Annotated in this window: 20 protein-coding genes and 2 pseudogenes; 14 read left to right on the top strand and 8 right to left on the bottom strand. The window is 74.9% G+C overall.

Annotated features, from left to right (window positions below):
* Positions 1-122: 122 nt before the first annotated feature.
* From IE287_RS08900 to IE287_RS08885, 4 genes are read left to right on the top strand one after another with little or no spacing between them, the layout of a single operon-like run.
* Positions 123-1,352, top strand: coding sequence for a CaiB/BaiF CoA transferase family protein (locus IE287_RS08900; RefSeq protein WP_189848377.1), 1,230 nt, complete (start codon positions 123-125; stop codon positions 1,350-1,352).
* Complete coding sequence (locus IE287_RS08895; RefSeq protein ID WP_189848376.1) at positions 1,349-2,500, top strand: acyl-CoA dehydrogenase family protein; 1,152 nt, start codon at positions 1,349-1,351, stop codon at positions 2,498-2,500. Before IE287_RS08900 ends, IE287_RS08895 begins: the two co-directional genes overlap by 4 nt.
* 49 nt (positions 2,501-2,549) lie before the next feature.
* The gene (locus tag IE287_RS08890; RefSeq protein WP_189848375.1) at positions 2,550-3,764 is read left to right on the top strand and encodes an acetyl-CoA C-acetyltransferase; all 1,215 of its coding nucleotides are present in this window, start codon (positions 2,550-2,552) and stop codon (positions 3,762-3,764) included.
* 39 nt (positions 3,765-3,803) lie between these two features.
* On the top strand, positions 3,804-5,978 hold the full coding sequence (locus tag IE287_RS08885; RefSeq protein WP_189848374.1) for a 3-hydroxyacyl-CoA dehydrogenase NAD-binding domain-containing protein: 2,175 nt from the start codon (positions 3,804-3,806) through the stop codon (positions 5,976-5,978).
* On the opposite strand, the gene IE287_RS08880 is transcribed toward IE287_RS08885, so the two are convergent.
* The 4 genes from IE287_RS08880 to IE287_RS39080 form a co-directional block, all read right to left on the bottom strand.
* A complete protein-coding gene (locus IE287_RS08880) occupies positions 5,965-6,702 on the bottom strand; it encodes a MerR family transcriptional regulator (RefSeq protein ID WP_189848373.1) in 738 nt (245 codons plus the stop codon). The genes IE287_RS08885 and IE287_RS08880 overlap by 14 nt on opposite strands.
* A gap of 92 nt (positions 6,703-6,794) precedes the next feature.
* Complete coding sequence (locus tag IE287_RS08875; RefSeq protein ID WP_189848372.1) at positions 6,795-7,337, bottom strand: Clp protease N-terminal domain-containing protein; 543 nt, start codon at positions 7,335-7,337, stop codon at positions 6,795-6,797.
* Positions 7,337-7,546 carry a helix-turn-helix domain-containing protein gene (locus tag IE287_RS08870; RefSeq protein ID WP_030315760.1) on the bottom strand — a complete coding sequence of 70 codons (210 nt, stop codon included), beginning with the start codon at positions 7,544-7,546 and terminating at the stop codon, positions 7,337-7,339. The genes IE287_RS08875 and IE287_RS08870 overlap by 1 nt, the downstream gene beginning before the upstream one ends.
* Before the next feature lie 31 nt (positions 7,547-7,577).
* Positions 7,578-8,777, bottom strand: a complete 1,200-nt coding sequence (locus IE287_RS39080) for an AMP-binding protein (RefSeq protein ID WP_189848371.1) — start codon at positions 8,775-8,777, stop codon at positions 7,578-7,580.
* Positions 8,778-8,933: 156 nt separating this feature from the next.
* Here IE287_RS39080 and IE287_RS08860 point away from each other — a divergent pair, with 156 nt between their 5' ends.
* Positions 8,934-9,416 (top strand): macro domain-containing protein, encoded by a 483-nt coding sequence (locus tag IE287_RS08860; RefSeq protein ID WP_189848370.1) that lies wholly within the window; start codon positions 8,934-8,936, stop codon positions 9,414-9,416.
* A 104-nt stretch (positions 9,417-9,520) separates the two neighbouring features.
* Positions 9,521-10,027, top strand: a complete 507-nt coding sequence (locus tag IE287_RS08855; RefSeq protein ID WP_189848369.1) for a hypothetical protein — start codon at positions 9,521-9,523, stop codon at positions 10,025-10,027.
* Positions 10,028-10,180: 153 nt separating this feature from the next.
* Here IE287_RS08855 and sph read toward each other — a convergent pair whose 3' ends face one another.
* Positions 10,181-11,155, bottom strand: a complete 975-nt coding sequence (gene sph / locus IE287_RS08850; RefSeq protein ID WP_189848368.1) for a sphingomyelin phosphodiesterase — start codon at positions 11,153-11,155, stop codon at positions 10,181-10,183.
* Between the two features lie 172 nt (positions 11,156-11,327).
* Here sph and IE287_RS08845 point away from each other — a divergent pair, with 172 nt between their 5' ends.
* The gene (locus IE287_RS08845) at positions 11,328-11,819 is read left to right on the top strand and encodes a F0F1 ATP synthase subunit B family protein (RefSeq protein WP_189848367.1); all 492 of its coding nucleotides are present in this window, start codon (positions 11,328-11,330) and stop codon (positions 11,817-11,819) included.
* A 141-nt stretch (positions 11,820-11,960) separates the two neighbouring features.
* Positions 11,961-12,929: an oxygenase MpaB family protein gene (locus tag IE287_RS08840; protein WP_189848366.1), complete on the top strand. Its 969-nt coding sequence runs from the start codon at positions 11,961-11,963 to the stop codon at positions 12,927-12,929.
* 23 nt (positions 12,930-12,952) lie between these two features.
* On the opposite strand, the gene IE287_RS08835 is transcribed toward IE287_RS08840, so the two are convergent.
* Positions 12,953-14,482, bottom strand: a complete 1,530-nt coding sequence (locus IE287_RS08835) for a M1 family metallopeptidase (RefSeq protein WP_189848365.1) — start codon at positions 14,480-14,482, stop codon at positions 12,953-12,955.
* Positions 14,483-14,686: 204 nt separating this feature from the next.
* Between IE287_RS08835 and IE287_RS08830 the strand changes: the two genes are divergently transcribed.
* The gene (locus IE287_RS08830; protein ID WP_189848364.1) at positions 14,687-15,994 is read left to right on the top strand and encodes a M14 family metallopeptidase; all 1,308 of its coding nucleotides are present in this window, start codon (positions 14,687-14,689) and stop codon (positions 15,992-15,994) included.
* Between the two features lie 116 nt (positions 15,995-16,110).
* A complete protein-coding gene (locus IE287_RS08825; protein WP_189848363.1) occupies positions 16,111-16,416 on the top strand; it encodes a hypothetical protein in 306 nt (101 codons plus the stop codon).
* A gap of 90 nt (positions 16,417-16,506) precedes the next feature.
* On the opposite strand, the pseudogene IE287_RS08820 reads toward IE287_RS08825, so the two are convergent.
* Positions 16,507-17,176, bottom strand: a pseudogene (locus tag IE287_RS08820) (FAD-dependent oxidoreductase); the annotation flags it as partial.
* 64 nt (positions 17,177-17,240) lie between these two features.
* On the opposite strand from IE287_RS08820, the gene IE287_RS08815 reads away from it, so the two are divergent.
* The 4 genes and pseudogenes from IE287_RS08815 to IE287_RS38390 form a co-directional block, all read left to right on the top strand.
* Positions 17,241-18,878 carry an ABC-F family ATP-binding cassette domain-containing protein gene (locus IE287_RS08815; protein ID WP_189848362.1) on the top strand — a complete coding sequence of 546 codons (1,638 nt, stop codon included), beginning with the start codon at positions 17,241-17,243 and terminating at the stop codon, positions 18,876-18,878.
* A complete protein-coding gene (locus tag IE287_RS08810) occupies positions 18,878-19,615 on the top strand; it encodes a 2-phosphosulfolactate phosphatase (RefSeq protein ID WP_189848361.1) in 738 nt (245 codons plus the stop codon). The genes IE287_RS08815 and IE287_RS08810 overlap by 1 nt, the downstream gene beginning before the upstream one ends.
* Positions 19,612-20,016 (top strand): hypothetical protein, encoded by a 405-nt coding sequence (locus IE287_RS08805; protein ID WP_189848360.1) that lies wholly within the window; start codon positions 19,612-19,614, stop codon positions 20,014-20,016. Before IE287_RS08810 ends, IE287_RS08805 begins: the two co-directional genes overlap by 4 nt.
* A gap of 148 nt (positions 20,017-20,164) precedes the next feature.
* A pseudogene (locus IE287_RS38390) lies at positions 20,165-20,761 on the top strand (TetR/AcrR family transcriptional regulator); the annotation flags it as partial.
* Between the two features lie 81 nt (positions 20,762-20,842).
* Here the strand turns inward: IE287_RS38390 and IE287_RS08795 are convergent.
* Positions 20,843-23,293 (bottom strand): Tex family protein, encoded by a 2,451-nt coding sequence (locus IE287_RS08795; protein ID WP_189848358.1) that lies wholly within the window; start codon positions 23,291-23,293, stop codon positions 20,843-20,845.
* Positions 23,294-23,386: the final 93 nt, after the last annotated feature.

Here is a 23,386-nt window from a genome sequence, read left to right as displayed (position 1 = left end):
CGGACCCGGGCGGCCCGTCGAATTTCCAAGCGCTTGCTCGGCCGGGGGGCTTGTGCCGAGTGGAACACGTTCCTAGCATCTCCGGTGTTACATCATTGGTGTCACACACGTCTGGGGGCTCGATGGGTACGAGGCAGACCGAGCGGACCGGCCCGCTCGCCGGGGTCCGGGTCGTGGAACTCGCCGGCATCGGCCCCGGGCCCTTCGCCGCCATGCTCCTCGGCGACCTCGGCGCCGACGTCGTCCGCGTCGACCGCCCCGGCGGCGCCGGGATCGGCATCGACCCGGCCAAGGACCTCACCAACCGCAACAAGCGCTCGGTACTCCTCGACCTCAAGACGCCCGGGGGACCCGCCGCCGTCCTCGACCTGGCCGCCCGCGCCGACGTGCTGATCGAGGGGTACCGCCCCGGCGTCGCCGAGCGCCTCGGCGTCGGCCCCGGGGAATGCCTCGCCCGCAACCCCCGGCTCGTCTACGGCCGGATGACCGGCTGGGGCCAGGACGGACCGCTCGCCCGCACCGCCGGCCACGACATCGGGTACATCGCCGTCACCGGCGCCCTCGGCATGATCGGCCCCGACCCCGACGGACCGCCGGTCATCCCCGCCAACCTGGTCGGCGACTACGCGGGCGGCTCCCTCTACCTGGTCATCGGCGTCCTCGCCGCCCTCCAGCACGCCCGCGCCCACGGCGAGGGCCAGGTCGTCGACGCCGCCATCGTGGACGGCACCGCCCACCTCACCACCATGATCCACGCCATGGTCGCGGCCGGCGGCTGGCAGGACCGGCGGGGGGTGAACCTCCTCGACGGCGGCTGCCCCTTCTACGGGGTCTACGAGACCTCCGACGGCGGCCACATGGCCGTCGGCGCCCTGGAGGAGCGCTTCTACGACGAGTTCGCCCGCCTCCTCGGCCTCGCCGGGGCCCCCGGAGGCCCCGGCGGAAGCCCGGACGGAAGCCCCACCGGAAGCCCGGACGGAAGCCCCGAGGGGTCCGCCGCCGACGCCACCGCGCTCCGCCGCGACCTCGCCCGCTGGCCCGAGCTGCGCGCCGCCGTCGCCGCGCGCTTCCGGAGCCGCACCCGGGCCGAGTGGAGCGAGGTCTTCGAGGGCACCGACGCCTGCGTCGCCCCCGTCCTCTCGCTCCGCGAGGCCCCCGCCCATCCCCACCTGGCCGCCCGCGGCACCTTCGCCGAGCACGGCGGACTGGTCCAGCCGGCGCCCGCGCCCCGCTTCTCCGCCACCCCCGGCACGCTCCGTACCGGTCCCGTCCCGCCCGGCGCCGACACCGCCGAGGTGGCCCGCGACTGGGCCGTCCCCGCCCTGCACACCCAGGAGTCGAAGACCGCATGAAGCGCACGCTCTACACCGAGGACCACGAAGCCTTCCGTGCGGTCGTCCGCACCTTCCTGGAGAAGGAGGTGCTGCCCCACTACGCGCAGTGGGAGAAGGACGGCATCGTCTCCCGCGAGGCCTGGCTCGCCGCCGGCCGGCAGGGCCTGCTCGGCCTCGCCGTCGAGGAGGAGCACGGCGGCGGGGGCAACCCCGACTTCCGGTACGCCTCCGTCCTCGCCGAGGAGTTCACCAGGGCGGCCGCGCCGGGTCTCGCCATCGGGCTGCACAACGACATCATCGGGCCCTACCTCACCAAGCTCGCCACCGAGGAGCAGCGGCGGCGCTGGCTGCCCGGCTTCTGCTCGGGCGAGATCGTCACCGCGATCGCGATGACCGAACCCGGCGCCGGCTCCGACCTCCAGGGCATCCGCACCACCGCCGAGGACCACGGCGACCACTGGATCCTCAACGGCTCCAAGACCTTCATCTCCAACGGCATCCTCGCCGACCTGGTGATCGTCGTCGCGAGGACCACCCCCGAGGGCGGCGCCCACGGCCTCTCCCTCCTCGTCGTCGAGCGCGGCATGGAGGGCTTCGAGCGCGGCCGCAACCTCGACAAGATCGGCCAGAAGTCCCAGGACACCGCCGAGCTCTTCTTCACCGACGTCCGCGTCCCCAAGGAGAACCTCCTGGGCGAGCTCAACGGCGCCTTCGTCCACCTGATGACCAACCTCGCGCAGGAGCGCCTGGCCATCGCGGTCGCCGGGATCGCCGGCGCCGAACACCTCCTGGAGCTCACCACCCGCTACGTCAAGGAGCGCGAGGCCTTCGGCCGGCCGCTCGCCAAGCTCCAGCACGTGCGCTTCGAGATCGCGGAGATGGCCACCGAGTGCGCGGTCACCCGCACCTTCGTCGACCGCTGCATCGCCGAGCACGCCGATCCGACCGGGCTCGGGCTCGACCCGGTCAACGCCTCGATGGCCAAGTGGTGGGCGACCGAGCTCCAGAAGCGGGTCGCCGACCGGTGCCTGCAACTGCACGGCGGATACGGCTACATGAGCGAATTCCCGGTCGCCCGCGCCTTCACCGACGGCCGCATCCAGACCATCTACGGCGGCACGACGGAGATCATGAAGGAGATCATCGGCCGCTCCCTCCTCGGCTGACCGCAGCCCTCCCGGCATCGTCAGAAACCCTCACCGCGAAAGGCTTCCCGTGAGCACCGAAGCGTACGTGTACGACGCGATCCGCACCCCGCGCGGTCGTGGCAAGGCCAACGGCTCCCTGCACGGCACCAAGCCCATCGACCTGGTCACCGGCCTGATCCGGGAGATCCAGACCCGCAACCCCGGCCTCGACCCGGCCGCCGTCGACGACATCGTCCTCGGCGTGGTCGGCCCGGTCGGCGACCAGGGCTCCGACATCGCCCGGATCGCCGCGATCGCCGCCGGCCTGCCGGACACGGTCGCCGGCGTGCAGGAGAACCGCTTCTGCGCCTCGGGTCTCGAAGCGGTGAACATGGCCGCGATGAAGGTCCGCTCCGGCTGGGAGGACCTCGTCCTCGCCGGCGGCGTCGAGTCGATGTCCCGGGTGCCGATGGCCTCCGACGGCGGCGCCTGGTTCGCCGACCCGATGACCAACCTGGAGACGAACTTCGTCCCGCAGGGCATCGGCGCCGACCTCATCGCCACGCTGGAGGGCTTCAGCCGCCGCGACGTCGACGAGTACGCCGCCCTCTCCCAGGAGCGCGCCGCGACCGCCTGGAAGGAGGGCCGCTTCGCCCGCTCGGTCGTCCCCGTCGTCGACCGGGCCGGGCTGACCGTCCTCGACCACGACGAGTTCATGCGCCCCGGCACCACCGCCGACTCCCTCGCCCGCCTCAAGCCGTCCTTCAAGGACATCGGCGAGCTGGGCGGCTTCGACGCGGTCGCGCTCCAGAAGTACCACTGGGTCGAGGAGATCGACCACGTGCACCACGCCGGCAACTCCTCCGGCATCGTCGACGGCGCCTCCCTGGTGGCGGTCGGCTCCCGGGAGATCGGCGAGCGGTACGGGCTGACGCCGCGCGCCCGGATCGTCGCGGCCGCCGTCTCCGGCTCCGAGCCCACCATCATGCTCACCGGCCCCGCCCCGGCCGCCCGCAAGGCGCTGGCCAAGGCCGGGCTCACCATCGACGACATCGACCTGATCGAGATCAACGAGGCCTTCGCCGCGGTCGTCCTGCGCTTCGTCAAGGACATGGGCGTCTCCCTGGACAAGGTCAACGTCAACGGCGGCGCCATCGCGCTCGGCCACCCGCTCGGCGCCACCGGCGCGATCATCCTCGGCACCCTCGTCGACGAGCTGGAGCGCCAGGACAAGCGCTACGGCCTCGCCACCCTCTGCGTCGGCGGCGGCATGGGCATCGCCACCATCGTCGAGCGCGTCTGACCTCCCCGTCCGCACCCCTCAACCGGAGAAGCATCAGTCATGAGCGAGAGCACCACCATCCGCTGGGAGCAGGACGACACGGGGATCGTCACCCTCGTCCTCGACGACCCGAACCAGTCCGCCAACACCATGAACCAGGCGTTCCGGGCGTCGATCACGGCGGTCGCCGACCGCCTGGAGGCCGAGAAGGACTCCGTCCGGGGCATCATCTACACCTCCGCGAAGAAGACCTTCTTCGCCGGCGGCGACCTCAAGGACATGATCCAGGCGGGCCCCGAGCACGCCCGGCCCATCTTCGACGCCGCGATGGACATGAAGCGCGCCCTGCGCCGCATCGAGACCCTCGGCAAGCCGGTCGTCGCGGCGATCAACGGCGCGGCCCTGGGCGGAGGTTACGAGATCGCGCTCGCCTCCCACCACCGGATCGCGCTCGACGCGCCCGGCTCCAAGATCGGCCTGCCCGAGGTCACCCTCGGCCTGCTCCCCGGCGGTGGCGGCGTCGCCCGCACCGTCCGCCTCATGGGCATCACCGACGCGCTGCTGAAGGTCCTCCTCCAGGGCACCCAGTACACCCCCGGACGCGCCCTCGACAACGGCCTCGTCCACGAAGTGGCGGTCACCGCCGAGGAGATGATGGCCAAGGCCATCGCCTTCATCGACACCCACCCCGAGTCGGCCCAGCCCTGGGACCTCCCCGGCCACCGCATCCCCGGCGGCACCCCGTCGAACCCGAAGTTCGCGGCCAACCTGCCGGCCTTCCCCGCCAACCTGCGCAAGCAGCTGGCCGGCGCGCCCTATCCGGCCCCGCGCAACATCATGGCCGCCGCCGTCGAGGGCTCCCAGGTCGACTTCGAGACCGCCCTGACCATCGAGTCCCGCTACTTCACCGAGCTGGTCACCGGCCGGACGGCGAAGAACATGATCCAGGCGTTCTTCTTCGACCTCCAGGCCGTCAACTCCGGCGCCAGCCGCCCCAAGGGCGTCGAGAAGCGCCAGGTCCGCAAGGTCGCCGTGCTCGGCGCCGGCATGATGGGCGCCGGCATCGCCTACTCCTGCGCCCGCGCCGGCATCGAGGTCGTCCTCAAGGACGTCACCGACGAGGCCGCCGCCAAGGGCAAGGGCTACTCGGAGAAGCTCTGCGCCAAGGCCGTCGCCCGGGGCCGCACCACGCAGGAGAAGGCCGACGCCCTCCTCGCCCGGATCACCCCGACCGCCGACCCGCAGGCGCTGGCCGGCTGCGACGCGGTCATCGAGGCCGTCTTCGAGGACACGGCGCTCAAGCACAAGGTGTTCCAGGAGATCCAGCACGTCGTGGGCCCCGACGCGCTGCTCTGCTCCAACACCTCCACCCTCCCGATCACCGTCCTCGCCGAAGGCGTCGAGCGCCAGGCCGACTTCATCGGCCTGCACTTCTTCTCCCCGGTGGACAAGATGCCACTGGTCGAGATCATCAAGGGCGAGCGCACCGGAGACGAGGCCCTGGCCCGCGCCTTCGACCTGGTCCGCCAGATCAACAAGACGCCGATCGTCGTCAACGACTCGCGCGGCTTCTTCACCTCCCGCGTCATCGGCCACTTCATCAACGAGGGCGTCGCGATGGTCGGCGAGGGCGTCGAGCCGGCCTCCGTCGAGCAGGCCGCCGCCCAGGCCGGCTACCCGGCGAAGGTCCTCTCGCTCATGGACGAGCTGACCCTCACCCTCCCGCGCAAGATCCGCAACGAGACGAAGAAGGCGGTCGAGGAGGAGGGCGGCACCTGGGTCACCCACCCGGGCGAGATCGTCATCGACCGCATGGTCGACGAGTTCGGCCGCCCCGGCCGCAGCGGCGGCGCCGGCTTCTACGACTACGACGAGTCGGGCAGGCGCGGCAGGCTCTGGCCGGGCCTGCGCGAGCACTTCACCAGGCCGGGGTACGAGATCCCCTTCCGCGACATGCAGGAGCGGATGCTCTTCTCCGAGGCCCTGGACACCGTCCGCCTCCTGGAGGAGGGCGTCCTGACCTCGGTCGCCGACGCCAACATCGGCTCCATCATGGGCATCGGCTTCCCCGCCTGGACCGGCGGCGTCCTCCAGTACATCAACGGGTACGAGGGCGGCGTGGCCGGCTTCACGGCCCGCGCCCGCGAACTGGCGGAGGCGTACGGCGAGCGCTTCGCCCCGCCCGCCCTCCTCGTGGAGAAGGCCGAGCGCGGCGAGACCTTCACGGACTCCTGAAGGCCGACCGCAGCTCCTCGCTCAGGGAGCGCTGAAAGGCGGTGACGAGGGCCTGGACCACCATCGGCTGCATGTGGGCCGAGAGCGACCGCATGGCGGTCAGGTGGTCCGGGTCCTCCCCGCTCTCCCGGTACGGGTTCCACACCTCCTCCTGGAACAGGCGGGCCAACTCCTGCGCGGCGGAACGGGCGTGGTCCAGGAGCACCGTCCGGGAGGCGAGGATGGTCTCGTGCTCGATGGGCACGTCGAGGAGTTCGACGCCCAGCCGCAGCAGGGTGCCGTCGAGCCGGAACACCTCGGTGTCGCCGGTCTCCTCCAACACCCCGATGGCGGCGAGCCGTTCGACGTCCCGGTCGGTCAGCTCCCGTCCGGCGCGCCGCTCCAGCTCCCGCCGGGTGATGGTCTCGGCGGACTCCGGCGCCCAGGACGCCACCAGCGCCCGGTGCACCGCGAGATCCTGGGCGCTCAGCTCCGGCGGGAGCTGCTCCAGGTACCGTTCGATGGCGGCCAGCGTCATGCCCTGCCGCTGGAGCTCCTCGATGAGGGCGAGCCGCGCCAGGTGTTCGGGACCGTACCGGCCGACCCGGCGGGGGCCGATCACCGGCGGCGCCAGCAGCCCCCGCGTCCCGTAGAACCGTACGGTCCGCACCGTGACACCGGCCCGCGCGGCCAGCTCGTCGACGGTGTAGCCGGGCAGCAGTCCCTCGTCGCTCGCGTCCTCCATGGTTCAACAGTATTGCTGTCTCACCAGTGCTGTAAAAGACCCCGGAGCCCGGGAGCCCCGGAGTCGTTCCCCGGGGCCCGTCCGGGCGGGGCTCAGAGCGGGGCGGGTGCGGCGAGCGCCGCGTCGACGGCCGCGTAGGTGACGCCGTGGTCGGCCAGCGCCTCGGCGACGACGCCGCCGGTGGCGGTGAGGGCGAGCAGGAGGTGCTCGTCGCCGATCTCGCGGTCCTTGCGGGCCAGCGCCACCCGGAGCGACTTCTCCAGCACGGCCTTCGCCTCGCGGGAGAAGGTGCGGCGGCCGGAGCCCCTGCGCCCGCCGGAGAGGGCTCCGGCCCCGTGGGTCTCCTCGACGCGGTCGACGATGGCGCCGACGTCGATGCCGAGGTCCGCCAGGGCCTCCGTGTCGGCCCGGGAGAGTCCGGCCCTGCGGCGGGCGTCGGAGAGGGCGGCGAGCAGGGACGGGCGCCGCCCGGGCGGGCAGAGCCGGCCGAGCGCGGCCGCCGCGCGGGTGTCCTCGCGGTCGAGCAGGGCCAGCAGCAGGTGCTCGGGGGTGACGGTCGCGCCGCCGTCGCGCTCCGCGTGCTCGGCGGCGCCCGTCACCACGGCCCGCGCGGCCTTCGTGAACCGTTCGAACATCACTGCCTCCCGTACTTCTTGTGGACGGCCTGCCGGCTGACGCCCAGCTCGGTCGCGATCTCCTGCCAGGACCAGCCCTGGTTGCGCGCGCTGCGCACCTGGACGGCCTCCAGTTGTTCCAACAGCCGCCGGAGGGCGGAGACGGCCCGCAGTCCGACCCGGGGGTCGCGGTCGCCCGCCCGTGCGGCGAGATCGGTCGCATCGGTCATGCCGTCAATGTAGGTTGACATTCGGGGGGTGTCAACCGTGGTTGACGATCAGCCGTCCGTCCGCCGCCCGCCGGGCCCGCAGCCCGGTCCGCAGGAAGCCGTCCGGGGCGAAGGCGCGGGCGTTCGCGTCCGGCGCGCGGTAGTAGCCGCGCGGGACGGACGGCCCCCGGGCCAGCAGCTCGCCCTCGGGCGCGTCCGCGCCGTCCGGGCCGGCCACCCGGAACTCGTCGTCGGGCGTCAGCGGCCGCCCGTCGAGGAGGACCACCCCCTCGGCGAGCGCGACGACCCGCTGCGCGCCGTCGCAGCCCGGCCCCGCGTGGGCGACCTGCACGAGCCGCGCCCTCCCGCCGCGCCCGCCGCCCCCGTCGCCGCCCGCCACCACCGTCACCGGCCCCTCCGCGCCGGCTCCTCCGTTCCCGTCGCCGAGCACGACCGTGCCGCCGACCGCCAGCGCGCCCACGACGCCGGGGCAGCCCAGCGCGAGCGGCGACCCGGCGGGGGAGACGGCGAGCAGCACGTCGTCCTCGCCCAGCGACACCGCCGCGGCGGCCGCCCGCGCCTGGTGGGCGTAGTCGTCGTGGGTGCGCGGCACGAGCAGCGGCTCCCCGGGCCGCGCGGACGGCAGCAGCAGGGCCACGTCGGCGGAGCTCCGCGGCGGCACGGGACCGGGCGGCGCGTCGACCGCGCCCAGCGGGAAGTACAGGCATCCCGACGAGTCGGCCGCCAGCCCGCCGTACGGCGACGCCCCGCCCGGCGCGTCCAGCGTGAACACCCGGCGCAGGAAGGGGCTCCGCGCGGCGATCCCCTCGGCCGCCGCGCGCCGGTCCTCCCCCTCGTACGAGGACAGCCCCACGTACCCCGCGGCCTCGGTCAGCCGCACCAGCCGCTCCACCCCCTCGGTCGGGTACCCGACGGGGCAGACCACGGGCACCGCCCCGGCCCGCATCAGCGCGAACAGCCCGACCACGAACTCGGGCACGTCCGGCAGCCGCACCACGACCCGCTGCCGCGGGGCGACCCCCCGCAGCAGGAACCCGGCGGCCATCCGGTCCACCCACCGGTTCAGGCGCGCGTACGTCAGCCGCTCCCCGCCCCCCGCCAGCGCGGTCCGCGCCCCGTGCTCCAGCGCCCGCCCCCGCAGCAGGTCGTCCAGCGTGTTCCCCCGCCAGTACCCGGCCGCCCAGTACCGGTCGACGAACTCCTCGGGCCAGGGCGTGACGCCGTCCAGCATGCCGCTCCCCCTTCCTCGCACCCCACGCGCTCAGGACTCCCGAGATCCAAACCCCGGCCCGCCCCCCGCGCAACCGGCCGACCCCACCACCCCCGCGCCGCCCCCTGGGCGGAACCTCCAACGGGCGTTGTCGGTGCCCCGCCCTACGGTGACCCCATGACCGTGATCGACTGCATACGGGGCGACGCCACCGCGCCCCGCGGGGAGGGCCCCCGGATCGTGGCCCACGTCTGCAACGACGCGGGCGCCTGGGGCCGGGGCTTCGTGCGCGCCGTCTCGCACCGCTGGCCGGAGCCCGAAGCGGCCTACCGCCGCTGGTACCGCGACCGGGCCACCGGCGACTTCGGACTCGGGGCGGCGCAGTTCGTCCCGGTGGAGCCGGGGCTGTGGGTGGCGAACCTGGTGGGGCAGCGGGGCATCCGCGTCGGCCGCGTCGGCCCCGCGCCCGTGCGGTACGAGGCGATCGACACGGCCCTCGGCCTGCTGGCGGACAAGGCCGTCGAGCTGGGGGCCTCCGTCCACATGCCCCGGATCGGCTGCGGCCTCGCGGGCGGCACCTGGGACCGGGTGGAGCCGCTGGTCCGCGAGCGGCTGTCGGCGCGGGGCGTGGCCGTCACGGTGTACGACTTCGACGGCTGAGGGGGCGGAGCGGGGCCCGGGGGCGGGGGCGGGGGCGTCGGGACGCCCGAGGGGGTTTAGAGTCGGCGGCCGGTCCGCGTCCGCGGGCGGAACAGGGGAGTGGGATGTACGCGCAACTCAGGGAGACCGCTTCGGAATTGGCCGGAGTCCTGTGGCGGGAGCACACCGTGTACCGGGAGCGGGGCGGGGGCGTCGTGATCCGGGGCGAGCACGTGGGCCGGTGGATCAGCCTCGGCCCCACCGGGGGCAAGGACCAGGCGCTGCTGCGGGCCGGGCGGCTGCTCGACGGGGGGACGACGGCACCGGCCAGGACCGAGGTCGTGGTGGACCTGACGGCGCCGGTCTCCGAGCTGGCCACCGTCTGCCGGCGGATGCTCGCCGAGGTGGCCGCCGCGGCCGAGCCCGACGCGGGCCCGTCGCGGGCCGGACGGCCGGGCCGGCGGACCGCCGCGCCCCGGCGCCCTGCGAAGGGACGGAAGGGGCGCGAGGGGCGGAAGGCGCGGGAGGGGAGGAGCCGGCACACGGGTGCCGGCTCCTGGGCGGTGCTGGTGCTGGTCGGCATCGCCGTGGCCGCCTGGGCGTACACCCTCTTCGGCGGCCCCGGCCTCTGACCGGCCGCCCGGCCGCGGACCCGCCGGCCGGACCCCCGGGCCGGAGAGCCCCGGCCGGCGGGTCCGGCCGGCGGTCCCGGCTCCGGACCGGCGGCCCCGGCCCCGCACGTCCCAGGCTCGCCGCCCCGGGCCCGCGCGTCCCGGGGCGTGCGGTCAGAAGCCGGTCACCGGGTAGTGGTCCGACAGGTTGGTGTACGTGTACTTCGTGCCCCAGCTGGAGACCGTCCACGGCGTGGTCGACTCCAGGACCACGTGGTTGGTCCAGTTCGCCGGGCGGGCGTGGCCGGCCCGGTGGAGGACGTAGTCCAGGTCCTCGCGCGGGTCGTCCGGGTAGCGGTCCGCCGCGATCGAGTTCAGCGCGGTGTCGAAGGAGTACGGGTGGCCGGTGCGGGCGTCCGCGCCGGCCAGCCCCGCGTCCGCGAGCATCGAGGCGTACTCGGGCGTGTGGGAGTCGACGTTCATGTCGCCCGCCACGATCACCTGCTCGCCCGCCGGGATGTCCTTGGCGTCGAGGAAGGCGTCCATCGCCTTGAACTGGCGGCTGCGCATCTGCGCCGCCTCGCCCGCGGAGCAGCCCGGGTCGGTGGACTGGGCGTGGGTGCCGACGACGTGGACGCGGCTGCCGTTCACGTCGAGGACCGTGTAGGCGAAGCCCTTGTTCGAGTACCAGTCGGAGCCGCACGCGTCCTTGTAGACGTACTGCTCCTTGCGGACGATCGGCCACTTGCTGAGGATCGTCACCCCGCCGTCCTCGGGGGTGGTGGCGGAGTAGGAGCCGCCGGTGGCGTCCCAGCCGCTCTTCGACCGGCCCACGACGGGCGTCTGGTGGGGGTAGGCCGCGGCGGCGTTCGCCTTGAGGGCGTCGGAGGAGGAGTTGTCGAAGGCCTCCTGGACCACCACCACGTCCTGCCCCTGGAAGAAGCCGGCCGCGGGGATCGCCCGGGCCCGGTGGTCCTGTCCCCAGTTCGGGTAGAGGGTCTTCGAGAAGAGGAAGGCGTTGTACGTGAGCACCTTCACGCGCGGCGTCCCGGCGGCCGGGGCGGCGGGGGCGGTCGCCGCCAGGGCGGAGGCGGCGAGCGCGAGGGACACGGCGACACCGGGGATGCGGCGGAACGTGCTGAGGGACACGTGAACTCCCGTCGAGTGGTGGGGGGTTGGACTGGCCGCGGGCCATACAACCAGCCGTAGTTACCTTCCGGTAGCCTTTAGGTGCCGGGAATCTTGCCCGCGTCGTACGAGCGCGCCAACGATCGCGGGGGTGTACGATCCGCCGCTCCGGGGACCAGGTAGGATGCGCGCCATGACGACCCTCGCCTCCAACGCCAAGATCTTCGACATGGACCTCGGCCCGCTCAACCCGGTCTGGGCCGAGCTCATCCTCGGCTTCGCCGTGTTCTTCCTGACCTTCTTCTTCCTGGCGAAGGTGATCCTCCCGAAGATCAAGCGCACGATCGAGCAGCGCGAGGACGCCACCGAAGGCGCCACCGGCCGCGCCGACGACCTGCGCGCCGAGGCCGCGGAGATCCGCGCCCAGTACGAGGCCGAGCTGGCCGAGGCGCGCCACGAGGCCGCCCGGATCCGCTCCAAGGCCGTCGAGGAGGGCTCCGCCGCCATCGCCGCCGCCCGCGCCGAGGGCCAGGCGGAGCGCGACGGCATCCTCGCCGCCGGCACCGCGAAGATCGCCGCCGAGCGCGAGGCCGCCCAGCGCGAGCTCAACGCCGACGTGGACGCCTGGGCCCACGCCCTCGCGGGCCGCATCGTCGGCGAGCCGGTCGGCGCCGACCGCGCCTGACCGCGACCGACCCGCACCTCACCACGCCGGGGCCGTTCCCGGGGCGAGAGCCCCGGGAACGGCCCCGGCGTCGTCGTACGGCCCCGGGGCGCGCATCCTGGAAGGACGGCCACCGAGGCGAGAAGGAAGGGGGACCCCCGTATGGACGGAGTGACCGCAGGACCCGGGGCCGGAGCGGCCGGACCCGGACCCGGGGCCGGAGGAGAGGGTGCGGAGACCGGAGCGGCGGGTGCGGAGACCGGCGCCGGTGCCCGCCCGCGCCCCGCCGACCCCGTCCCGCCGCCCGTCGGCGGCGTCCTGTGGAGCGTCGCCGGCGACGTGCGCGCGCTGCTCATGCTCCCCGCCGCCCTCACCATGCAGGTCGCCCACCCCGCGATCGGCGCCGGCGTCGACGAGCACTCCGTCTTCCGCACCGACCCCTGGGGCCGCGGCGAGCGCTCCCTGCGCTCCGTCCAGCTCTGGGTGTACGGGGGAGAGGACGCCGTCGTGGAAGGGCGCCGGCTGCGCGCCCTGCACCGGGACATCCGGGGCACCGACGCCCACGGGCGCCGCTACCACGCCCTCACGCCCGCCTACTACGCCTGGGTCCACGCCACCGGCTACCCCGTCTACCGCCACGGCCTGGCCCTGCTCCACCGGCCCCTCACCGAGGCGCAGGACCGCCGGCTGTACGCCGAGTGGCTCCAGGTCGGCCGGATCCTCGGCATCCACGACCGGGACATGCCGCGGACGGCCGAGGAGTTCTGGCCGTACTACCGCAAGGTCCTCGCCGAGGAGCTGGAGGCCACCGCGGTCGTCCGCGAGCTCATCGACCCGGACGCCCCCGTGCCCGCCCCCGACCGGGGCCCGCTCCTCCTGCGGCTCGCGCTGCGCCCCCTCTGGCCGCTGCTCCGCCGTCCCTTCCAGCGGATCCGCGCCTTCCTCACGGTCGGCCTGATGCCGCCGGACGCCCGCGCCGCCATCGGCCTGGAGTGGACGCCGGAGCAGGAGCGCCGGCTGCGCCGCCTCGCCCGGACCGTGCGGCTCGTCGTCCCGGTCCTGCCCGAGCGGCTGCGCTACCTGCCGCTCGCCCGGCGCGCCCGGGAGGCCGCCCGCCGCGCGGGGCGCTGACGGACGGCCTCCCGGGCGGTGCCTCAGTGGTCCTCGTGCGCGTGGACCGTGTCCGTCGCGGCGATCTTCTTCCACGACTTCGGCGGGACGGGCTTCGACCGGACGGTCCTCGCCGGGGCCGCGTCCGCCCCCGCCGGGGCGGCCGCGGCGGCCGGCGACGGTCCGGAGGCGGGCTTGGCCGGCTGGTACAGCCAGGTGTCGAAGAGCGCGGCCAGCGGCTTGCCGGAGACCTGCTCGGCGTACCGGACGAAGTCCGCGACCCCCGCGTTGCCGTGCGCGAACCGCTGCGGCCAGCCCTTGAGGACGGCGAAGAAGTCCTCGTCGCCGATCTCGTTCCGCAGCGCCTGGAGGGCCAGCGCGCCCCGGTCGTAGACGGCGACGTGGAACTGGTTGTCCGGGCCCGGGTCGCCCGGCCGCACCGTCCAGAACGGGTCCTCGGCCGTGCGGACGGCGTACACGTAGTCCGCCAGCTCCTGGGCGGTCCCCTCGCCCTCCTTCTCCGACCACAGCCACTGGCCGTAGCGGGCGAAGCCCTCGTTGACCCAGATGTCCTTCCAGTCGCGCACCGAGACGCTGTCGCCGTACCACTGGTGGGCCAGCTCGTGCACGACCACCGACACGTTGGCGCCGTTCGCGAACTGGCGCGGGCTGTAGAACGGCCGGGTCTGGGTCTCCAGCGCGTAGCCGCTGGTCACGTTCGGGACGTAGCCGCCGAGCGCGTTGAACGGGTAGGGGCCGAAGACTCCCTCCAGCCACTCCGCGACCTCGGCGGTCCGCTCAATCGAGGCACGGGCCGCGCCCGCGTTGCCCCCGAGGTCCTTGCTGTACGCGTTGAGGACGGGCAGGCCGTTCGCGGTCGTGTCCGTCGTGATGTCGAACCTCCCGACCGCGAGCGTGGCCAGATAGGTCGCCTGGGGCTTGTCGGAGCGCCAGTTGAAGCGCGTCCAGCCGAGCCGGGACGACTGCGACTGGAGCACGCCGTTGCTGATCGCCTGGGTGCCGTCCGGGACCGAGACCGACACGTCGAAGGTGGCCTTGTCCCGCGGGTGGTCGTTGGAGGGGAACCACCAGGCGGCCGAGTCCGGCTCCTGCGCGGCGACGCCGCCGTCCGGGGTGCGGTGCCAGGCCGACCAGCCGTCGACCTTGAACTCGGACGGCTTGCCCGCGTACCGGACCACCACCGTGACCTGCTTGTTCTTCGGCAGCGGCACGGCCGGGACGATCTCCAGCTCGTGGTCGCCGGTGGCGGTGAACTTCGCGAGCCGGCCGTCGACCCTGACCTCGCCCGCCTTCAGCCCCAGGTCCAGGTTGAAGCGGGAGAGGTTCTGCGTGGTCCGCGCCAGGATCGTCGCCGTGCCCTCCAGGAGGTCGGTCGCCGGCTGGTACTTCAGGCGCAGGTCGTAGTGGGAGACGTCGTAGCCGCCGTTGCCGCTGGCGGGGTAGTAGGAGTCGCCGATGCCCGGCGCGCCGGGGACGTAGTCGGCCGCCGATGCCGGGATCGCCAGCAGCAGAGAGGCCGCCAGGGCGCTCGGAACGATGAGTCTGCGGTGCACGGGTGCTCCCCAAGTCGTAAGAAACGTAAGACGCGTGGGTGGGCGTCGGTCCTTAGTCCGGACTCTATGAAGCACGCGACGGAGCGTCACGTAAAGGGCGCCCCCCGTCACACGATCGCCATTCGGCCGACACGAAGCTCCGGTTCACCCGTTTCCCGTACGGGGTCTTCCGTCCCGCCGGGCGCTGCGAGTACGTTCCGGGCCATGCCGCCGCGCCACCGCACCGCACGCCGCGCCCTGGCCCTCGTCGCCGGGACCGCCGTGCTCGGACTGCCCCTCGTCACCTCGCCGGCGAAGGCGGTGGGCCCCGACGCGCCGGCCCCGCCGAGGACCGGCTTCGAGACGAGCGGCGGCGCCCGGTGGACCACCGACGCGGAGGAGCGGGACTTCCTCGCCGCCGTCGACCGGGGCGACGACCGGGTCTCCGTCACCACCGTCGGCACCACCGAGCAGGGCCGCCCGCTGCGGCTCGCCGCCCTCGGTGCCGCGCACGGCGCCGTGACCGTCCTGCTCGTCTGCGGCCAGCACGGCGACGAACCCGCCGGCCGCGAGGCGTGCCTGACCGCCGTCCGCGACCTGGCCGGCGCCCGCGACCCGGCGACCCTGCGCCTCCTCTCCCGCACCACCGTCCTCGTCGTGCCCAACGCCAACCCCGACGGACGCGAGGCCGGCACCCGCGGCAACGCCGCCGGCATCGACGTCAACCGCGACCACCTCGCCCTGCGCACCGCCGAGGCCCGCGCCCTCGCCGCCGTGCTCCGCGACCGCCGGCCCGACCTCGTCCACGACCTCCACGAGTACGCCGCCACCCCCCGGTACTACGACAAGGACCTGCTCGTCCTCTGGCCGCGCGGCCTCGACACCGACGCCCGCGTCCACGCCGAGTCCCACGCCCTCGCGGAGGAGTACGTCCGCCCCGGTGCCGGCCTCGCCGGGTACACCCACGGCGTCTACGGCATCTGGACCGATCCGCTCACCGGAGGGCCGGTCCGGCAGGTCGCCGGCGACGGCCAGGAACGCATCCTGCGCAACACGGCCGGGATCAAGCACATCGCCGCGCTCCTCGCCGAGACCCGCGAGGACCCGCTCGGCGAGGCCGAGGAGCGCGACCCCGCGCTCGGCCAGCGCCGCAGGGTCGCCACCCACCGCACCGTCCTGAAGGACGTCCTCGCGTACGTCTCCGAGCGCGGCGGCCGGCTCGCCGGGGCCACCGCCGCCGCCCGCCTCGCCGGTCTCGCCGACCGCGGCCCCGTCCACCTGGGCGGCGCCGACAACGCGCCGCCCGGGCCCGGCGAGGTCCTCGCCGACCCGCCCTGCGGCTACCGCCTCGACGCCGTCCAGTACGCCGCCGCGGGCGACGAACTGGCCCTGCACGGCGTGGCGGTGCGCCGGGAGCCCGGCGGCGGCGCGTTCGTGCCGCTGCGCCAGTCGCAGCGGAGCCTCGTCCCGCTGCTGCTCGACGCCCGCGCGCGCCATCACCTCGTCGGTGGGCGTTCTGTGGAGGAGTGCTGACGATCAGGTGGATACGGCGGTTCGTGTCCGTTCGGTCCCTTCGGGGCACGTAAAGTTACCGACCGGTACTGACCATGCCTCACGAGGGCCGCCACGGCCCCGACTTGGAGAGAAACATGCACCACGCGACGCCCGCGCGCCGCACCCTGCCCGCCCTGCTCGCCACGACGCTGCTGGCCGGGGGCCTGCTCCTCGGGCAGACCGCGGCCGCCCCGGCGGCCGAGGCGGCACCGCACCGCACCTGCAACGTCCAGCAGCTCAAGAACCAGGCGCGCGACGAGCGCGACCGCGCCGCCCAGCTCAAGCGGCTCGGCGCCCGCGAGGAGGCCCGCCGGGCCGCCGCCCGCGCCACCGCCCTGGAGCGCAGGGCCGACCAGTGCGCCCGAGCCGACGAGGTCGTCGCCCCGCCGCTCTGGAAGTGACCCCGCGCGGGGCGCGCCCCGTCCCGCCGCACGGCCCGCACGACGCCGGAGGCCCCGTCCGCTCCGGACGGGGCCTCCGGCCGGTCGGCCCGTCACCAGCTCCGCCGCCCGCCGCGCGCACGCCCACGCCACCGTGACCCCGGCGCCCCCGTGCCCGTAGTGGTGCACCAGCAGCCCGCCCCCCGGCAGCGGCTCCGCCGGGAGGCGCACCCCGCCCGTGCCGGCCGCAGCCCCACCCGGTGACCGAGCACCGCGCCCCGGCGATCTCCGGCCGGACCCGGGCGCACCGCGCCACGATCCCCGCCGCCGTCGCCGGGTCCGGCACCGGCTCCTCCGCCCCCTCCTCCGCCGTCCCGCCGAGGACCAGCCGCCCCGGCTGCGGGAAGAAGTACGTGGTCCGCGCGGACCCGGCGTCCGCCGCCGTGAACCACTCCTCGATCCCCGGGTTCTCCACCAGGACCAGCTGCCCCCGCACCGGCCGCAGCCCGTGGTCCGGCCCCAGCTCGCGGGCGGCGAGCCCCGCGCAGTTCACCCCCACCGGCGCCGCCGCGGCCGGCTCCCCGTACACCGCCGGCGACTCCAGGGCCCAGGCCCCGGCCTCCTCCGCCGGCTCGATCCGGTAGGGCCACCACAGGGCGCCCGCCACCGCCGAGGTCGTCGCCTCCGCCGGGTCCCGGGACCAGACCCGCACCCGCAGGCCCCGCTCCGCGAGCGTCACCGCCGTCGTCAGCCCGACGACCCCGCCCCCCACCACGATCACGCCGCCGTCCGTGCCCGGACCGTACCCGTACGGTCCCGCGCGCCCACGTAGGATGCGAGGTCTGATGACTGCCACTCTCGTCGCCAAGGACCTCGCCGCCGGCCACGGCGAACGCACCCTCTTCGCCGGGCTCGACCTCGTCGTCGCCCCCGGCGACGTGATCGGGCTCGTCGGCGTCAACGGCGCCGGCAAGTCCAGCCTGCTGCGGCTGCTCGCCGGGCTCGACGCCCCGGAGGAGGGCGAGGTCCGCCTCTCGCCGCCGACCGCCACCGTCGGACACCTGCCGCAGGAGCCCGAGCGGCGCGCGGGGGAGACCGTCCGGGAGTTCCTGGCCCGCCGCACCGGCGTCGCCGCCGCCCAGGCCGCCATGGACGAGGCCACCCAGGGCCTGGTCGACGGCACGCCCGGCGCCGACGACGCGTACGCCACCACCCTGGAGCGCTGGCTGGACCTCGGCGGCGCCGACCTCGACGAGCGCGCCGAGGAGGTCTCCGCCTCCCTCGGCCTCACCGTCGGCCTCGACCAGCCGATGACCGGCCTCTCCGGCGGCCAGGCCGCCCGCGCCGGCCTCGCCTCCCTCCTCCTCTCCCGCTACGACGTCTTCCTCCTCGACGAGCCGACCAACGACCTCGACCTCGACGGCCTGGAGCGCCTGGAGGCCTTCGTGAAGGGCCTGCGGGCCGGCACGGTCGTCATCAGCCACGACCGCGAGTTCCTCACCCGCACGGTCACCAAGGTCCTCGAACTCGACCTCGCCCAGCAGCAGATCACCCTCTACGGCGGCGGCTACGACGCCTACCTGGAGGAGCGGGCCACCGCCCGCCGGCACGCCCGCGAGGAGTACGAGGAGTACGCCGACAAGAAGTCCTCCCTGGAGAGCCGGGCGCTCATGCAGCGCAACTGGATGGACAAGGGCGTGCGCAACGCCCGCCGCAAGGCGGGCGACAACGACAAGATCGGCCGCAAGCTGCGCGGCGAGTCCAGCGAGAAGCAGGCCGCCAAGGCCCGCCAGACCCAGCGCATGATCGAGCGCCTCGACGTCGTCGACGAACCCCGCAAGGAGTGGGAGCTGCGGATGGAGATCGCCTCCGCGCCCCGCTCCGGCTCCGTCGTCGCCACCCTGCGCGACGCCGAGGTCCGCCGCGGCGACTTCTCCTTCGGCCCCGTCTCGCTCCAGATCGACTGGGCCGACCGGGTCGCCGTCACCGGGGCCAACGGCGCCGGCAAGTCCACCCTGCTCGCCGCCCTCCTCGGCCGCCTCCCGCTCGACTCCGGCCACGCCGTCCTCGGCTCCGGCGTCGTCGTCGGCGAGGTCGACCAGGCCCGCAGGCTCTTCCACGGCACCGAGACGCTCCTCGAAGCCTTCTGCGCCGCCGTCCCGGACACCGAGCCGGCCGACGTGCGCACCCTGCTCGCCAAGTTCGGCCTCAAGGCGGACCACGTGCTCCGCCCGGCCACCACCCTCTCCCCGGGCGAGCGGACCCGCGCCGCGCTCGCCCTCCTCCAGGGCCGGGGGGTCAACCTCCTCGTCCTCGACGAGCCGACCAACCACCTCGACCTGCCCGCCATCGAGCAGCTGGAGTCCGCGCTCGACTCCTACGACGGCACCCTCCTGCTGGTGACCCACGACCGCCGGATGCTCGACGCGGTCCGCGTCGGCCGGCGCCTGGAGGTCGCCGGCGGCAAGGTCACCGAGCTCTGATGAGCGTCGCCTTCGGCTGGGGGCCCGTGGAGGCGCGGGCCCTGGCCCGCACCGCCGCGTGCGTGGTCGTCGTGGACGTGCTGTCGTTCACGACGGCCGTCGGCGTCGCCGTCGAGGGCGGCTCGGCCGTGCACCCGTACCGCTGGCGGGACGCCACCGCCGCCGGCTACGCGCGGGAGCACGACGCCGTCCTCGCCGTCGGGCGGAGCGAGACGACCCCGGACCACCCCTGGTCGCTCTCCCCCGCGGCGCTGCGCGCCGCGCCCGCGCCGGCCCGGCTGGTCCTGCCCTCCCCGAACGGCTCCGCCCTCGCCGCGGGGGCCGCCTCCGGCGGCGCGGCCGTCGTCGCCGCCTCCCTCCGCAACCGCACCGCCGTCGCCCGGCTGCTCGTCCGCCACGGATACGGCTCCGCGGCCCGGCCCCTCGCCGTGATCGCCTCCGGGGAGCGGTGGCCGGACGGCTCGCTCCGCCCCGCCCTGGAGGACCACCTGGGGGCCGGTGCGGTCCTCGACGCCCTGCGCGCCCTCGCGCCGGGGCTCCACCCGACTCCGGAGGCGACCGCGGCGGCCACGCTGTGGGCGGCGACGGACGACCCGGCCGCCGCCTTGCACGGCTGCGACTCGGGCCGTGAACTGTACGAGTACGGCTTTCCCGAGGACGTGGCCGTGGCCGCCGAGATCGACGGCTCCACGACCGTGCCGGTCCTCGTGGACGGCGCATTTACGGAGGCACCATGACCGACGACAGCGTGACCCGGCTCCTCGCGATGCTGGACGACCTCGACGCGGACGTCGACGCCACGATCGACCTCGCCGACGAGATCGCCGCAGGGGGCGACCGGGCGCTGCTGCCGCGCCTGGAGTCCGAGCTGGACGCGGCCGTCGCCGAGCGCAACGGCTACGCCCGCGAACTCCTCGGCGGCGTCCTCGCCGCCCTCGGCGGCCCCGAGACCCTCCCGGTCCTGGTCCGGGCCTCGGCCGCCGACCTCGGCGACGACCAGGACGGCCTCGCCGCGGAGATCGTCGACCTGGTGCAGGCCGACCCGAAGACGGCCGAGCGCGTCCTGCGCCCGCTCACCGGGGCCGACGACCTCACGATCGCCCACCGGGCCGACTGGGCGCTGCGCTTCCTGCCGTGACCCCCGCGGTGGCGGGGCCGGCCGCGAGCAGCGCGGCGAAGGCGAGCGGCGCCACCGCCTGGTATCCGACCCACGGCTCGCCGCCGGCCCCGCCGCCGCGCCGCGCCACCAGGGCACCCGCCGCCGCGGCGAGCGCCCACCCGCCGTCGTGGGCCGCCACCAGCGGCAGGTGCCTCCGGAGCGGCCGGCGGCGCAGCAGGGCGAGCTCGTCGCCCGGGACGGCCACCGGGCCCGGCTGGACGAGAGCGCCGAGCGGGCCGGACTGACCACCGGCGCCGTCTCCTCGCTGTTCGGCAGCGGGAGCGGCCTCGTGACCGCCCTCGTCGCCGACCGGTTCGGTCCGTACGACGAGGAGCTCGGGCGGGCGGCGCCGGACGGCGCCGACCTCCTCGGCGCCGTGGACGCCCTCGCCCGCCACCACCGCCGTGGCGGGGACGCCCCCGAGGCGCGGGCCGTCGCCGTCCTCCGGATCACCCTGCTCGACATGGCGCTGCGCGACGCCGCCCCCGGGGAGCGGCTCGCCGTCGCCGTCCGGGAGCAGGACGCGCACCTCGCCGCCCCGCTCGCCGGCAGGCGGCACCGGGGCGGCGCCGTCACGGAGGAGCGGGCGCGACGGCTCGCCCTCGCCCTCCGGGCACTCTTCGTCGGCCTCGGGCAGGGCGTCGCCCCCGGCCCTGCGCCCGGCGCGGACGAGGAGCACGTCGCCGCCGCGGCTCGGGCCCCGGCCGGCCTTCCCGGAGCCCCCCGGCGCACGCGACTGACGGGCGGACCGCGCACGACGCCCCCGGCGCCGCGGAGAGCGGCACCAGGGGCGTGCGTCGCGGGCTCAGCGGCGCTTGCCGCCGCCCTCGCCGAGCAGGCCCGCCTTCCGGAGGGCGTCCGCCATCGCGCTGTTCGCCGGCGCGGCGGCCTGTCCCCGGCCCTGGGCCTGGTTCTGACCCTGGCCGCGGCCCTGGCCCTGGGGCCTGCCCTGGCCCTGCCCGCGGCCCTGACCGCGCTCGCGGCCCTGACCGCCCTGGTTGCCCTGGCCGCCCTGGCGCTGCTGGGGCGGCCGGCCGCCGCGCTCGCGCCGCTGACCGCCCGGGGAGTCCGTGCCGTCCGCCGCCGCGGCCTCGTCGTCGAGCCGCAGCGTGAGGGAGATCCGCTTGCGCGGGATGTCGACGTCGAGCACCTTCACCTTCACCACGTCACCCGGCTTCACCACGTCCCGCGGGTCCTTGACGAAGGTCCTCGACATGGCCGAGACGTGCACCAGGCCGTCCTGGTGCACGCCGACGTCCACGAACGCGCCGAACGCGGCCACGTTCGTCACCACGCCCTCCAGCACCATCCCCGGCGCCAGGTCGCCGAGCTTCTCGACCCCCTCCTTGAAGGTGGCCGTCCTGAAGGCGGGTCGCGGGTCGCGGCCCGGCTTCTCCAGCTCGCGCAGGATGTCGGTGACGGTCGGCAGGCCGAAGGAGTCGTCGACGAACTCGGCGGGCCGCAGCGACCGCAGCGTGGCCGTGTCGCCGATCAGCGCGGCGACCTCGCCGCCGGTGGTCTTCGCCATCCGCCGCACCACCGGGTACGCCTCCGGGTGCACCGAGGAGGCGTCCAGCGGGTCGTCGCCGCCCCGGATCCGCAGGAAGCCCGCGCACTGCTCGTACGCCTTCGGTCCGAGCCTGGCCACGTCCTTGAGCCCCTTGCGGGAGCGGAAGGGGCCGTGGGCGTCGCGGTGCGCCACGATGTTCTCGGCGAGGCCGGCGCTGATCCCGGAGACCCGCGAAAGGAGCGGCGCGGAGGCGGTGTTGACGTCCACGCCGACGCCGTTCACGCAGTCCTCGACGACCGCGTCGAGCGACCGGGAGAGCTTCGTCTCGGCGAGGTCGTGCTGGTACTGGCCGACGCCGATCGACTTCGGGTCGATCTTCACCAGCTCGGCCAGCGGGTCCTGGAGGCGCCGGGCGATCGACACCGCGCCGCGCAACGACACGTCCAGGTCCGGGAGTTCCTGCGAGGCGAAGGCGGAGGCGGAGTAGACCGACGCGCCGGCCTCCGAGACCATCACCTTCGTCAGGTTCAACTCGGGGTGCTTGGCGAGGAGTTCGCCGGCGAGCTTGTCGGTCTCGCGGGACGCCGTGCCGTTGCCGATCGCGACCAGCTCGACCGCGTGCTCCTTCGCGAGCCGGGCCAGCCTCGCCAGCGACTCGTCCCACCTGTTGGCCGGCACGTGCGGGTGGATCGTGTCGGTGGCCACGACCTTGCCGGTCGCGTCGACCACCGCCACCTTCACCCCGGTACGGAAACCGGGGTCGAGGCCCAGCGTCGCCCGGGTGCCCGCCGGCGCGGCCAGGAGCAGGTCGCGCAGGTTCGCCGCGAAGACCCGGACCGCCTCGTCCTCGGCCCCCGTCCGCAGCCGCAGCCGCAGGTCGATCCCGAGGTGGGTCAGGATGCGGGTGCGCCAGGCCCAGCGGACCGTGTCCCGGAGCCACTTGTCGCCGGGCCGGCCCCGGTCGGCGATGCCGAAGCGGCCGGCCACGATCGACTCGTACGACGAGGGCCCGTCCGTGGCCTCCTCCGGCTCCAGGTCCAGGCTGAGCACGTCCTCCTTCTCGCCGCGCAGGATCGCGAGGACCCGGTGGGAGGGCAGCTCGGCGAACGGCTCGGCGAAGTCGAAGTAGTCGGCGAACTTCGCGCCGTCCTGCTCCTTGCCCTCGCGGACCCGGGCGGCGAGCCGCCCCCGGGTCCACATCCGCTCGCGCAGCTCCCCGATGAGGTCGGCGTCCTCGGAGAACTTCTCGGTGAGGATCGCCCGCGCGCCCTCCAGGGCCGCGGCGGCGTCCGACACGCCCTTGTCCGCGTCCACGAAGGCGGCCGCGGCGGCGGCCGGCTCCACCGACGGGTCGGCGAGCAGCCCCTCGGCCAGCGGCGCGAGCCCGGCCTCCCGGGCGATCTGCGCCTTGGTCCGCCGCTTCGGCTTGAAGGGCAGGTAGATGTCCTCGAGGCGCGCCTTGGTGTCGGCGGCCAGGATCCGCGCCTCCAGCTCCTCGGTGAGCCTGCCCTGCTCGCGCACGGAGTCCAGGACGGCGGTCCGCCGGTCCTCCAGCTCCCTCAGGTACCGGAGCCGCTCCTCCAGGGTGCGCAGCTGCGCGTCGTCGAGCATCTCGGTCGCTTCCTTGCGGTAGCGCGCGATGAACGGCACGGTGGAGCCGCCGTCGAGCAGCTCGACCGCCGCCCTCACCTGTCGCTCGCGTACGCCGAGCTCCTCGGCGATCCTTGCTTCGATGGACGTCGTCACGGTGTCCCGACTCGCCTTCTCGTGCCTACTGCTTGCACCGGCATTCTGCCGGGTCGGTCACCCGTACGCGGCAACCGACCCGTCCCCGCGCGC

It is taken from the genome of Streptomyces omiyaensis, assembly GCF_014650895.1.
GTDB lineage: Bacteria > Actinomycetota > Actinomycetes > Streptomycetales > Streptomycetaceae > Streptomyces > Streptomyces omiyaensis.
This window is presented reverse-complemented; position numbering and strand designations above follow the sequence as displayed.